This is a genomic window from Verrucomicrobiia bacterium (assembly GCA_019634635.1).
In the GTDB taxonomy this organism is placed as follows: Bacteria; Verrucomicrobiota; Verrucomicrobiia; order Limisphaerales; family UBA9464; genus UBA9464.
In genome coordinates, this window is the sequence record JAHCBB010000059.1 from 1 (window position 1) to 13,650 (window position 13,650).

Consider the following 13,650-nt stretch of genomic DNA (forward strand, 5'->3'; position numbering starts at 1 on the left):
ATTTTTCACGGGCAAAATAGTACTTTGTGGTGGATTCCGCGTCAACAATAGGACAGTGTATGCACTGTTCGATAGGTCAACTCCTGATTTCCCCTCGTGGGCTGACGGATTTCAACGTGCCTACAAGAAGTTCTGCGGTGAGCCTACTCCCCCGGCGTGGCGTCCTTCTCGATCACGGCAAAGAAGCACCGCGACCCGTCCACGGGGACATCTGTCAACGTGGTTGTGGTGCCGGTGGCGGGGATGTCGGCGTAGTCCGCATGGACCGGCCACGCCTCAACCCGCGTGGAGAAATCCGTCGAGGTGACCAGGTCGTAGACCTTGCCGGGCTGGCTCTCCCAAGCGAGCTCGAAGCCGGTGTCTGGCGCGAAGGCCGGAATGATGGTGGGTGTGGGGTCGAGAACCACTCGTTCTAGAAAATGGAGTGATGGTTCAAAGATTGACATTCCCCTGAACGAGGGGTAGAAACGATCCATGCGCATGGCACGGATGAAGGTGAAGGCGGAGGAGGGGCGGGTGGGGGTGTACCACTGCATCTCCCGCGTCGTTGGCGGTCAGCGTCTGCTCGACGATCTGTGCAAGGAGAAGCTCGCCGAGATCCTCCTCAAACTCGCCCGGTTCTGCGGGATCGAGATCATCACCTACTGCATGATGGGCAACCACTTCCACCTGCTCCTGCGCGTCCCGGCAGCACGGGAAATCCCGGATGCCGAACTGCTCCAACGCCTGGAGGGGTTCTACGGCAAGAGAGGGATCCTGACCGTCCTGGCCCGGGAGGGATTGGAGACGCGTGGGGCGGTGGATCCGGATATTCGCCAGTCGCTGCTGGAACGAATGGGCGATGTGTCCGCGTTCATGAAGGAGTTCAAACAGCGCTTCAGCCGCTGGTACAATCGCCAGACCGGCCGCTTCGGCACGCTGTGGGCCGAACGTTTCAAGAGCGTCCTGATCGAGGACAACCCGGGCACGGTCCGCATGGTGGCCGCGTACATTGACCTGAATCCGGTGCGGGCCGGCATCGTGCAGGATCCCAAGGACTACCGGTTCTGCGGCTATGCCGCGGCGCTGACGGGCAACCGGGTGCTGCGCAAAGGGTTGATGAGCTGCCTGAAGCCGCTCGCCTGGGGGGAGGCGGCGGCGGAGTACCGGCAGAGTCTGTTCGTGACGGCGGGGAGCCCGGGGCGGAGCGACAAGGTGGCGCTGGATCGGGAGACGATCCTCGAGGAGTTGCGACGCGGCGGGGCGTTGAGCGTGCCGCAGGTGCTGCGCTTGCGGGTGCGGCACCTGACCGACGGGGTGGTGCTGGGATCCAAGGCATTCGTGAACGAGGTGTTCGTCCATCATCGGGAACGGTTTGGCGCCAAACGCAAAGACGGGGCTCGACGAATTCGGGGAGTGCCATTACCCGGGATCAGCGTCCTTCGAGATCTGCAAGTGCGAGCGGTCGGGTAGCGGCCTTCGATCCCAACGCTAACCAGTCCTCCGAGGTGGTGCCTTGAGGTGACGAAGAGGAGAAGAGCACGTTGGTACTCAGGAATTACACCGGCAGCCTTTTAACCGGTCGCTTAATCGAGTGGCCGAATCCACAGCCGGGGCTTCCTCTTCCACACCCCACCCAAGACCCTCCGATGGGTCACCTGGGCTCCGGAGACCCCCCGCGAGCGGTGCGGATCACCGCGTCGAAGGCGGGCTTGGGCCGTCCGTCTCCGTCGAAAAGCAGTGGCCTCCCCCGGGCGCGCCACGAAACGGCGTCGTTCACGCCCCAGAAGGTGACCATTTCGACCCGATCCCGATGCTTGATGAAGGACCGGAACACGCCGTCGTAGGCCTGGGCCAGTCGTTCATCGGCAACCGCCACCAGTCCGCCCCGGGTGGCGGCGTCATTGGCAGTGATGTCGGCGCCCGTGCCGCGCTGTCCCCCTTGGGCGGTGTTGATGTCCAGTTCGGTGATGTGAATCGGCAGGCCCAGCTTCGCAATCTCGGTCAGGGACCGGTCCATCTCGTCGAATCCGGCACTGGCCACATTGAGATGGGCCTGTGTGCCGATCGCGTGGATCGGCACCCGCTGCTCACGCAGCGACTGGATCAAGCTGACGAGCTTGCGGATCTTCACCGGGTTTTCGAGTCCATAGTCGTTGTAGCGGAGGATCGCGTCGGGGTCCGCTTCGTGAGCGCAATGAAAGGCTTCGGCGACGAAGTCCGGACCGATGATCTGCAGCCAAAGGGAGTCTCGCAGGACCTTCTCCGGTCCACCGTCGGCCAGCGCCTCGTTCACCACGTCCCACGCCCTCACCCTGCCCTTGTAGCGGCCCACAACGGTGTGGATGTGCTCGCGCATGCGCGCGAGCAACTCCTCGCGGGAGGCGCGTGGTCCCGAGTAGGTGCGACCGAACCCCGCGGAACCCGTGACACCAACGGGGCCGGCGGAAGCCGGCGGCGGATTCGTGCCGGCAAACACCCAATCCGGAGTCTGGCTGTGCCACACCAGCGTGTGTCCCGCCGGAATCATGCCGTGGGTCATCCCAAAGTTCACGAAGGCGTCCGCGGGGGCAAAGTCATAGCCATCCGCCCCCTCACGGGGATGGATGAGCTGCCATTTCATGTCGTTCTCCGCGGTGATCTGGTTGAAATGCCACCTCACCAACTCGATGTCCGTCGCAAGCTGCTCCGCCGTCCGGCGCCCGCCGCTGCCAGTGACTTGGGAGCGATTAAGGGCCGTGCCGACCAAGAAAAACGGCTCGAAGGCCTCTTTAAGCGACGGAGGCGACTCGACGGCGACCGCCGTCCAGCGCAGGACCAACAAGGCGGTGGCGAGCCCACCGGCGGCCGACACCCATGCGAAACGCGGGAGATGCATTTGGAAATTCGTTGAGTTGCAGGCCGTACCTCGCAATCCCCGTCCGGTTGGCCGCTCAGCGGAAAATCCGTTGTGCGAATTGGTACAGCGCCTTCCTCCAATGCTGGAAATCATGGGCGTGCTCATCCACGTGCCAGATGTGCGGAACCCCGTTCTCCTTGAGGAAGGCGTGGACTCCCTGGCTGATGCGGATCAGGCCGTCCTGGTTGCCACAGGAAACGAAGAGCAGCTTCAGCTGCTGTTTCGCGAGCTCCGGATCGGGCATGAGCTCCGCCGGCGGCCTCGTGTTGGGCGCCGATGAGAACCCGCCGACCCAGGCAAAGGTGTCGAGATGCCCCAGCCCGAAATTCAGGGACTGGCCGCCGCCCATCGAGAGTCCGGCCAGCGCGCGGTCTGTGCGATCGGTCTTCACCGAATACGTCGCCTCGACGAATGGAATGAGATCATTGAGGAGGTCGCCCTCGAAGTGGGCGAAGGCGGGCGCGCTGGCCATGACATTGCCCTCGGCGCGGTCGTTCGGCTGCGCGCGCCCGTTGGGCATGACGATGACCATCGGCACGGCCTTCTGGTCCGCGATCAGGTTGTCGAGGATGACTTCCGGCTGACCGCCACGGCGCCACTCCTCCTCGTCCCCACCAATGCCGTGGAGCAGGTAGAGCACCGGATATTTCTGGTCGGCCGAATAGCCGGGCGGCGTGTAGATGAGCACCTTGCGCCGTGTGCCGACGGTCGTCGAGTCGTACTCGACCATCTCCAGTTTGCCGTGGGGAATCCCCACCCGCGCCTGATCGAATCCCGGGGGTTCCTCCGGGAACGCCCGCCGGTCATCCGGACCCAGCTCGATGGGGCCGCCGAAGCCGCCGCGTCCTGGACGCGGTCGGTCGGCGGATGGGGCCGCCCTGTCCGAAGGTACGGAGGCCGCGGCCTCTCCCGGAATCCGGGTGGCCGCAAACTCCTCCGTCGCCACGTCGCCGACCTGCCGCGTGAACCGGATGACATCGCCCGCAATCGTACCTTGGTAGCGAATCGAGATGTCGTTCCCCTGGAAGCTGAAGACCTCCACAAAACTCACCTTGTCGCCGACCTGCCTTCCGTCCTGGATGTCCACCGTGCGCTGGTTCCCGCCATTGATGCTCCCCGTGGCCTTGCCGGTGACCTTTTCGCCGACGGTCTTCAGCTCGTAGACATAGGTCTGCTTGCCGACCTGCGTGTCGAACGCGGCCTTCCAAGTGCCGTCGAGTCCGGCGGCGTGGAGCAATGTGGTGGCGCCGGCAAGCATCAGGGAGGTGATGACAGGAGTCTTCATGGACGGGGGGATGGCAGGGGGTGCAGATCGCGTGAATGTCATGGGAAAGTCTCACTCCTTGAACAGCAGCGGCGCGAACTCGCGGAGGCTGCGTCGCCAAGTCTGCCATTCGTGGGCGGTATCCGGCGAGACGTAGAAGTGGCTGTTGATCCCTGCCGCCCTGAGCGCCTCGACGTTGGACTTGGGATCCCCGCCGCGGTTGTCGCCCAACTCCCTGCTGCCGTAGCTGACGAAGACCAGCCGGTTCTTCAACTTGAACGCCTCCAGGTCCGTGAGATTCGTCACGGCAATGCTGCCGCCACTGAAGACCCCGATGTGCGAGAAGGTGTCGAGGTGGCGCAGCGTGATCATCCGGGTCTCCATGCCGCCCATGGAGAGGCCGGCCATCGCGCGGTGGGGCTGGTCGGAGAGCGTCCGGAAATGCGCGTCAACGAACGGAATCAGTTCCTGCACAAGCACCGTCTCGAAGGGAGTGATGTCGAAGTTCCGGAGGCCGCCCATCGGCGTCTCGTTCGTCATGCCGTAGATCATGACGATGAGGAACGGCCGGGCCTTGTTCCCGGCGATCAGGTTGTCCATGATCTCCCGGGCCCGCCCTTGGACTCCCCAACCGTACTCGTTCTCGCCCCAGCCGTGCTGGAGATAAAGGACGGGATACCGCCGGTCCGGATTCTGGTCGTAGCCCGGCGGCGTGTAGACGAACGCGCGGCGCATCGCATCGGTGCTCTTCGAGTGGAAGAAGAGTTCGCGCAACTGGCCCTGGGGCACGTTCTTCAGGGCATAGAAATCCTGATCTTTGGCCGGAACCTCGACCGCACTGCCCCAGCGGTTGGCCCCGAAGAACATCCGGCTATTGGGATCCGGCACCTCCGCCCCATCCAACCGGATCAGGTAGTAGTGGAATCCCTCATCCAGCGGCCGGGTGTGGCCGTACCAGGCGCCATCGTCCCCCCGGATGAATTCGCTGCTGTCGCGGAAGGTCACGCCCACGCTTCGGGCCTCCGGCGCGACGATGCGAAATTTCACGCGGCCCTCCGGATTGACTTTGGGGTAGTCCTTGCCGGGTTGATTGGAAGTGGCCGGTTTCCAGTCGTCTTCCGGAGCGTCGGACCGGGCTTGGGCGATGCCGGATGTCACGGCCAGCCCGGTCAGCAGCACGAAGGGGAGGAGTCTTGGCTTCATCAGTCCCATGGGGTCTCCACGAAACCTGTGGACCGGCTCCGGGGCGGATGGTTTCAGGAATCTGCGGCTGCGGGCCGGCCGTCTGCGGATTTCGGCCTCCTCGGCTCCCTCCAAGTCGCCACAGCGGAGCGCGGACTTCAGCCCGGAAGGGCCCGGCCCGCGACCGAAGCGACACTGGGCATTCAGAGCGGCTTCGGCTCCCAGATGCGATTGGTCCGCGCCTCGTAAAATCCCCGGTTGGTGGGTTCAATGCGCCAAAGGTCGAGCTGTCGGAGGGTGGTCGGCGCGCCGACGGTGAAGGCGTCCAGTGCGCGACGCTCGCTGGGATGGGGGTGGGCGGCCAACACGGCCTGGCGACCGTTGGCAAAGACCTCGACGAGGTATTTGTCCACGAATACCCGCAACTCCAGGTCCTCGTCGTCTGCCAGTTCCGTGATGGCGAACGGTGCCTCCGTCGTCCCCACCCGGAGCGTGCCCGTGTCCGGTCGGAGAAGAATGGGAAGTCCCGGATCGTCACCGCCGGCGAACAGGACGAAGCCCAAGAGTTTTCGCAATGCCTCGGCGCGCGGGATGATCACCCGAAACTCGACCGAATCCCCGGGCAGTTCGGTGATCCGTTGCAATTCCGGAGCAGACGTGGGTGGCACCCGATCGCCATGGCCGGTGATGGCGTGCGACAAGACGACATTGCGGAGGGTGACGGGGTCGCGTCGCTGTCCTTCAAGTTCGCGGAGGGGCTGAATCCTCAGGCGCCCATCCGACGGCAGACTCAGTTCGCGCGGCAGCGACTGAATGGTCCGATGGAGAAGGACGTTGTCAGGTCCCACCGAAGTAAGCCAAGCCCACATCACCCGGCGTCCATCGGAAGTCTCAACGCTTTCGGGCGCGAAGAAGTCGGTGCGGTTCAGCACACCCCAAACGAGCTGCTCGTTCCGGGCCCAGTTCATGCGGCCATGCGTTCGCGGCACGAATTGCTCTGCAGTGGCATCCCAATCGCCGAGATAATACCGGCAGCCCAACGGGTGGCTGATGCACAGGAGCATCCACTGGTCGCCCAAGGGGAAGAAATTGGGACACGAGATATCCTCACCCACCACAACATCCGGAGACTGCCGCCCTACAAAATCGCCGATGAGCGTCCAGTGGCGCAGGTCCTTGGACTTGAACACGGGCGGATTGTTGCCCCCGGAGATGGCGTAGTACGTGTCACCCACCCGGAAGCAGTCGGGGTCCCAGTGGTTCATCTCGGCCGGGCTGCCGTCGGCACGTTGGACCTCGACCGGGTAGGGCTTCTCCCAGCCCGACAGCTGGCGATCGGTGGCGATGGCGATCTGATTCCGGCCCGAAGATTCGCCATGGTAGATCACCGCAGGGCGGCCATCGGGCGCGATGAAACCGGTGCCGCTGAACATGCCGTGCCCGGTAAACGACCGTTGGAGAACCGTGGGCTGCCATGTCCAGTGGAGCAGGTCGGGGCTGGTGACATGAACGAAGGCGAAGGTCTGGCGACCCTTCCAAGGATGCCGAAGGATGTAGTGGAGGTGATACAGGCCATCGAGATGGAAGGCCGCATTGGGATCCCCGGGCAGGCTCTCGGCGCCGGGATGCATGAGGTGATAGTTGAGGATCCACTCCTCGGGCACGTCCGGCTGAACAACCTCAGCGGCACCCGGCGCGGCCTCCGGCGGCGTCACGAGGAAGCTGTCGTCACCATCCAGGATCAACCGTCCGCCCTCGACGCGAGCGGCGCCCACCAACCGGCCAGGAGGAAAGTGTCCCGTGGCGTCTCGCACGTCCCCGTTCTCGAAGTGCCACCATCCCACCGGCGCCGGTTCAGAGGGTTGGTTGGGCTTGAGCGCACCGATTTGGGAAGCGGACAGCGCGAAGTCATAGATGCGAGCGTCCTCGATGGAACCGGCGAAACACGCGCCGTCCTGAGCCTCGAGGTGCCTCAGACCGAGCACGACGGCGCTGTCCGGACCGAACATCCGGACGCCGTCCACCACGTACCGCGAGTACGGCGTCCCATTGCGATAGATCTCCACCTCCCGGCCGCGATACACGATGGCGATCTGCACTGGGTCTCCGCCGGTGCTGGTTTCCTCCGGCACCGACCCCTGGGACCGCAGGGTCCGTTTGAAGGAGTCGCTGCCGGCCATCCAGCGTCCCGGCGCGATCTCGCCGAAGACGACGCCATCAAAGTGCGAGTGGCGGTCGTCGAGAGTCAGCACACTGCCACCGCGCTGGGTCAGATTTGCCGGAGCGGCCCACACCACGAGCGTCTTTTCCCGAAGCGGGTTCGGCAGGGTGGGTTCGGCCGCGAACGCGCCATTCGAAAGCGCGGCGACGGCGACCATGGTGGAGAAGATGGCCCTGATGTTCATAAATCTCAGCAAAGATCACGAAACTGGCGAGGAGATGCCATCGTGGGGGGTGCTTGAAAAGAAAGATATCAACCAGAACGTCACGACAGCCGCGATCCTCTGCTGACGAGGCACAAAAGTTTCGTGCGCTCAACGGGACGAGGCACGAGCCACGGTGAGCAGCAGGAAGGCGGCGACGATGATCCACGGGATCCACGCCGGGCCGGGAAGCCCTCGGCGATCGCCGGGATCCCGGGTTGCCGCCACACGCCGGGCCAGTTCAGGAAAGGTGCGCTGCGTCCAAACCGTCGCGGCAATCAGCAGGGCACCCACGAACGCCAGCAGAGCTGGAAAACGGGCGAACGAACGAAAAACGGAAAAGGCCGGCCAGAGCACGTAGAGCAAGATCAGGGCAATCCCCGCCACCAGGTGGGGGTGCGACGTCCAAAGACCCGTGACCGACTCCGCTGACCAGGCCATCACCGGCACGAGTGCGACACCCAAAATGGCCGCAATTCCTGACGCTTCCGAGAAGCCGGTGCGCGCGAGCCACCTGCTCGCGATGGCAAACGCGGTACCGCACGCCGCGGCCACGCCGCGGCCACGCCGAGCACGCCCAATGGCCCAATCTCGGGCCACCAATCCACGAGGAACCACACGCACGCAAAAACCACGAAGATCGCGCCGAACAGGTTCGCAATGGTCACCCAGTTGATAGAGTGACAGGTCAAATATCTGCTCCCGGCCCGGGGAAGCGGCGGGGAGGCCGTGTCAACGGTGGTCGCTGTGGGCGCGCTCATGGGTGGTGGAACAGGAATGCGAGCCGGCATCCGAGGGCCACACAGGGACAGGACCTCCATCCGCAGATCTGGCGATGGCGGGCCTTTCGTCGCGGAGGAAGCCGCTGTCCTCGTGCGCCAGCGTCGCCTGAAGACTCCCGCCTCGTTTCCCGTCGCCCATGATCCCTGCATGTGGGACGTCAGTGCAGACCTGCAGCGGCTCAAACCGCGCTTCATCCAGGGGTTCAACCGGGGCATTGACCCGGAGGGCCCGCCAGCAAGGGCTCAACCTCGCAGCCGTTGCCCCAACCGCCCGAGGAACCCGAGTTCCTCCTGTTTCAGGGCCTGCAACCGCATGCTCCCGGAGCGCTGGTCCCGTCCGCCACCATGCAGATCCTGCACCCGTTCGTTGAAGAACGGCGACGGAGCCCCGGCAGCGGTCACCTGGGCGCGAACGACCTGCTCCCACGCAGGAATCCGCGACAGGATATCGCGGATGTCCGCCGGCTCGGAGGACTCCATCAACCCCAGCAACGCCACGGGATCCTTCAGATCGGCGCCCGCGTCCGCATAATGCGCGGACAAAAACCGCAGGAGCACCTCCCGACGCGGCTCCGTATTCCAGATCGCCCGCCGTGCCATCGCCACGAGGACCGGGCGATCGGCGGCCGGCGGCAGCGTCTGGATCAACCGCTCCAGAGGTCCGGGTACCGTGGCCTCGAGGCGGAGTCGAAACAGGTACCGCTCCAGCGTCACCGCCCGGTGCGGGAACTCCAGGATCGCCTCGTCCGGAGGAAGAAGGCGCCCCAGGGTCGGACGCGCCTCCAGCTCGCGGACCCACGAGGTCACCGTGGCCTGCGGGACGGCGTTCGCCCCAAGCAGGCCGGCAAAGATCGCCTGGTCCTCCAGCTTGGGGGTGTACAGCGAGGACAGCATCAGGTCGTACTCATCGTCTTCAAAAGAGGCGAGATGCGCGCCCAGGAAGACTCCTGCCCCGGAGCGATCCACGCCGTGAGCCGCCGCCAGATGCCGCAGTACCTGGTCCGTGAGCGGCCTTGGCCGTTCCAGTTCCTCGACGAGCCGGGTGTGCACCTGTTCCACGCACCGACCCTAGGAAGGGCTCCTGTTCAGGGCAATGCCGCCCAGTCCGGAATCCCGATGACCGGCAATGCAAACGCAAACGCCTCCTCCGCCCCCGGGGTGTCGGCCAACCGGAACACCTCGTAAATCCGCTTGGGTGCCATCGGCGTGGCCACACTGTCCGGTGCCCGCCGCCAAAGCCCGAGGCGCAATCCGCCCTCATGGGCGTGATCCACGTGGCGATGCAGGATGAAGGCATCAACCCCGGACATTTCCGCCATCTTGCGCCACGCGTAGCCGTACGCCGCGGCCTGCAGGACCTCGCCGTCGGGTCCGTCGGGCGAATGAAACCCCTGCTCGCTGAGAATGACCCGGCGCGCTCGACCGTCGTGGTGGAACTCCGGACGGTCCAGAAACGCCATCAACTGTTCGAGGTTCCGGAACGTGATCCGGGGCGTCGTCCGCCAGTCCGGAGTCGCGGAGGTATCCTCCCAAGTCCGCGGATTGAACAGGTTCTCCGGATACGGATGGAACGCGACATGCCAGTCGAAGTCGCCACCCGCGCGCGCCAGCCGGCTGAAACGCTCCAGAAAGTCCCGGCCGGCAAAGGTCTGCCGGTCGTCCCCGCCCGGGTAGCGGATGTTCCAATGATGCTCCAGTGACACGTACACCCGGCCATGCAGCGAGTGGCGCCGCACCGCGGCATGCACGGTGCGCACCGCGCGGAGGTAGTCCCCGGTGAACGTCTCCACATCCACCCGGCCCTGGTTGGACCAGAACCAGTGGGAGTTGACCTCGTTGCCCACGATCCAGTTCCACACGCGCCCGTGGCGGCCGTCGGGACGCGACCAACGCTCCGCCATCAGGGCGACGGCGGCCGAAAGCCACCGCCGGGCCTCCGGGGTCGAGGTGTTGAACGCGGAGAGGTGGTTGGGGCAATTGGTGTCGTAGCCCGGATGCTGGAGCAGACGCCGCACGTCCGGGTCCGGACTGACGTAGTTCAGCAAAATCAGGGACACCACGACGCCCCGGTCGGACAGCGGCCGGATCTGGCGGTCGAGAGCCTCCAGATAGGACCGGTGGAACCGATGCGTGTGCCCCTCCAGTTCCCAGGCGGGATTGTCCGGATCCCCCCGCGGGTCCGCCAGTTGGGCAAGATTGAAATTCAGGGCGGCGTGCTTGATCCCCAGCGCCAGGGCGTCATCCACCATTTGCACCTGCAGCCCCTTCTTGGACGAAACCACGGGAAAGGGTTCCGGGTTGGGAGCCGCCGTGAGCCACCAACCGCACAACACCAGGAGCCACGGAACGCGTCTGAAGACCGGCGGGATTGGCACGGGCATCCGACGCCGGAAACGCCCGGATCCTTCGACGGAAGGCGGCTATTGCGGTCCGGACGCCGGCTGCACGGCCAGCGCCCGGCCGCCGCCAAACACCAGCGTTCTCAACCCGGCGCGATGGACCTCCGGATCCAGGCTGGGTCCGATCAGCACCGCGATGGGATCGGGATGCGGTGTGGCCGGAAACTCCTCGATCACATGGTGTCCCCACACGGTCTGAAAAAGGAACAGACGCTCCGGAGCATGGGTAAAGCGCACAAATCCCTTGGCCCGGACCACCTGCCTCGGATCCAGTCCGGCAAGGAAGGCCTCGAATTTCGAGCGATCCACCGGCACCGGAAACCGCCAGGTCACGCTCTGGTAGGTGGTATGCAAGTGGGCCCTCGGAGCCGCAAGGGCGACGTCCGGCCCCGCGTCCATGGGAATCACCGCCTGCGCGGGCGGACGCATCCACAATGCCCGCAGATCCGGCAGCCCGAACGGAAGCTTCACGACGTCCGCCGACGGGTTCACCGCACGCAGGGCCTCCAGGACCGCGGCGGCGGCCGCGGGCGTCAGCCGATCACACCGCGACACCGCAACGACGTGCGCGAACTCGACCTGCCGGCGGGCCAGCACGCGCTCCCCAATGTCCCCCTCGGCGCCCGCATACCACTCGCCGTTCACCACGGTGACCACCGCCTGCAGACGCACGGCAGGCAACAGGTCGGGATCCGTCAGCACGTCAATGATGTTGTCCGGATCCGCCAGCCCGCTCGTCTCCACGACGAGGCCGTCGCAGGCCCCCTCGCGCACCAGGCGGGTCACGGCATTGGGCAGTTCGTTGTCCGGGGCGCAGCAGACGCAGCCGCCCGCCACTTGTTGCAGCGGGAGCCCCGGGCGACCGATCAGCCGGGAGTCCACGCTGTCCGCACCGAACTCGTTCATCACCACGCCAAGCCGGCGTCCGGTGGCCGGCGACTCCTCGAGCCATCGCAGCAGCAGGGTGGTCTTGCCGGCGCCAAGGAAGCCGGTGAGCAGGACGAGCGGGAGGGGTTCGGGGGACATGACGGGTTACCAGTCGTAGTTGAAGCTGATGCTGATGCGTTCAGCGGCCACCGGGTTGGCGGTCACCTCGTGTCGCAGCCAGCTTTCGAAGAGGGTGAGGTGTCCGGTCGTCGCGGGATACGTCACATGCACCTGATGGCCCGGGGAAACGCCCGCGCGACGCGGTGGGGCCGCCATGAAACGGTCGAGCCGCGGATCCTCAAACTTCAGCCCGGGGCAACCCCGCGGAGTCACCACGTAATAGGTGCCGCTGACCGCGGCGTTCGGGTGGAGATGCAGTCCGTGCGACACGCCCCTGGGCATGATGTTGACCCAGCAGTCCGTCATGCGGAGTTCGCGACCGCCGAGGTCCCATTCGAGCGAGCGCGCGAAGGTGGTCACATGGCGGTTCAGGTGTCGTTCCAGTTCGGCAAACGTGGACGAAAACCGCTGAAGACGATCCATCGTCCCGTAACTCGTGTAGCCCCCGGGGTAATTTGCCACCGACCAGCGGCGTCCGGCCGCATCGAAATCCCGAAGCTGACGACACTCCTTCAACAGTTCCCGGTTGAGGGTGACGCCCGACCGGGGCGACAGGGCACGGTGGTAGATGGTGGTCGCAAACCAGGATTGCAGCGGCTTCATGCAGCGGACCCGCGCATGACACGCCCGCGCGGGCCCGCGGGTCAAGGCGCCCCGGCGCCCGGTAGTGTCCTAATTTGGGGTTGATCTCGCCAGCACCCGAAAACTCTTGACCGAAGCGGCAGTCGCGGTTATCCGCAAACCTTAAATTGACTGGTGGAACCGGCGGGGATTGGACCCGCAACTCGCGGCTGTAAAGTCCGGTGTTTTGCCAGTTAAACTACCGTCCCACAAGGACTTCCTGTCCGACTCAGGTGGCGCTCACCTCGCAAAGTTCGCAGCCACCTGAGTCGGTTTTGTTTTCTTGGCGACTTGTTTCGGAGTCACAAGCCCCCTCGGCCAAGTCTCATCCGGAAACTCCCCATTTCCCGTCCGCTTCATTGCGGAAAGAGTCGGAATTCCGAGCTAGAACAGCTTGGACGGAGCTTACGCCAATCCCAGTTGCTCGACTGATCTCGGAAGGTGTTGCAGGCCCGTTCGCGTGCAAGAACTCGCGAACCCGCTGAAGATTTTGGCCCTTTGGGGCCTTCGGCTTCCGAAGGACGGCATTCTTCGATGCGGAGACGTAGCTGGGTTCCTTTGGCGCGACAGTCACTGTTGCTGCTTGAGACTCAATCTGGCCGAGTAGTCCGCGCAATCGAACCACTTCCGTCTCGGCGGACCTCAACTGGTTGCGCAGGTTCTCCACCAAAGCTCCGACGAATTCAGCGCCGACCTCGAACGACACCCTCTGCATGCGGCTGATTTTGCCAAACGAGACGCCGTTGTCAACACTAACAACAGAAAATTTTGCACGAGGCTGTGTTTACATCTCACTTCATGTTAACATCAAGTGAAGCCCTGGCGCGCCTGCCTTCGTCTCGCCAGTCAATGACCGTTGATGTCGTACCAAGAAGGAAATCCCAGCACCGCCATATCCCGGTTTTCGCACAGGCGGAGGCATACTCGTGGCGGGCTGTCTACCGCGGGCCGATCTCCAAATTAGCCCGACTTTCGCAACTGGAGAAGGGGACGAGAGAGAATGGGCCTGATTCTGAAGATTGGGGTGGAAGGTCTTCACTACAGGGCGGACTCT

At 64.6% G+C, this 13,650-nt stretch carries 11 protein-coding genes; 1 reads left to right on the forward strand and 10 read right to left on the reverse strand.

The features are described 5' to 3' along the window. Nucleotides 1–143: 143 nt before the first annotated feature. Nucleotides 144–407 carry a hypothetical protein gene (locus tag KF791_20480; GenBank protein MBX3734959.1) on the reverse strand — a complete coding sequence of 88 codons (264 nt, stop codon included), beginning with the start codon at nucleotides 405–407 and terminating at the stop codon, nucleotides 144–146. Between the two features lie 73 nt (nucleotides 408–480). Here KF791_20480 and KF791_20485 point away from each other — a divergent pair, with 73 nt between their 5' ends. Beyond that, a complete protein-coding gene (locus KF791_20485; protein ID MBX3734960.1) occupies nucleotides 481–1,452 on the forward strand; it encodes a transposase in 972 nt (323 codons plus the stop codon). Between the two features lie 181 nt (nucleotides 1,453–1,633). On the opposite strand, the gene KF791_20490 is transcribed toward KF791_20485, so the two are convergent. The 9 genes from KF791_20490 to KF791_20530 all read right to left on the reverse strand — a co-directional run bounded on the left by KF791_20490 (nucleotide 1,634) and on the right by KF791_20530 (nucleotide 12,578). Continuing rightward, a complete protein-coding gene (locus KF791_20490) occupies nucleotides 1,634–2,857 on the reverse strand; it encodes an endo-1,4-beta-xylanase (GenBank protein ID MBX3734961.1) in 1,224 nt (407 codons plus the stop codon). Between the two features lie 55 nt (nucleotides 2,858–2,912). Continuing rightward, the gene (locus tag KF791_20495) at nucleotides 2,913–3,608 is read right to left on the reverse strand and encodes an esterase family protein (GenBank protein MBX3734962.1); all 696 of its coding nucleotides are present in this window, start codon (nucleotides 3,606–3,608) and stop codon (nucleotides 2,913–2,915) included. A gap of 606 nt (nucleotides 3,609–4,214) precedes the next feature. Continuing rightward, entirely contained in the window at nucleotides 4,215–5,345 is a 1,131-nt protein-coding gene (locus KF791_20500) for an esterase (GenBank protein ID MBX3734963.1), read from the reverse strand. A 182-nt stretch (nucleotides 5,346–5,527) separates the two neighbouring features. Continuing rightward, a complete protein-coding gene (locus tag KF791_20505) occupies nucleotides 5,528–7,729 on the reverse strand; it encodes a GH32 C-terminal domain-containing protein (protein ID MBX3734964.1) in 2,202 nt (733 codons plus the stop codon). Nucleotides 7,730–7,858: 129 nt separating this feature from the next. After that, entirely contained in the window at nucleotides 7,859–8,188 is a 330-nt protein-coding gene (locus KF791_20510; protein MBX3734965.1) for a hypothetical protein, read from the reverse strand. A gap of 584 nt (nucleotides 8,189–8,772) precedes the next feature. Next, nucleotides 8,773–9,588, reverse strand: a complete 816-nt coding sequence (locus tag KF791_20515) for a hypothetical protein (protein MBX3734966.1) — start codon at nucleotides 9,586–9,588, stop codon at nucleotides 8,773–8,775. A gap of 26 nt (nucleotides 9,589–9,614) precedes the next feature. Continuing rightward, nucleotides 9,615–10,811, reverse strand: a complete 1,197-nt coding sequence (locus KF791_20520) for a hypothetical protein (GenBank protein MBX3734967.1) — start codon at nucleotides 10,809–10,811, stop codon at nucleotides 9,615–9,617. Between the two features lie 138 nt (nucleotides 10,812–10,949). After that, nucleotides 10,950–11,954, reverse strand: coding sequence for a GTP-binding protein (locus tag KF791_20525; protein MBX3734968.1), 1,005 nt, complete (start codon nucleotides 11,952–11,954; stop codon nucleotides 10,950–10,952). A gap of 6 nt (nucleotides 11,955–11,960) precedes the next feature. Further along, nucleotides 11,961–12,578: a hypothetical protein gene (locus KF791_20530; protein ID MBX3734969.1), complete on the reverse strand. Its 618-nt coding sequence runs from the start codon at nucleotides 12,576–12,578 to the stop codon at nucleotides 11,961–11,963. Between the last annotated feature and the right edge of the window lie 1,072 nt (nucleotides 12,579–13,650).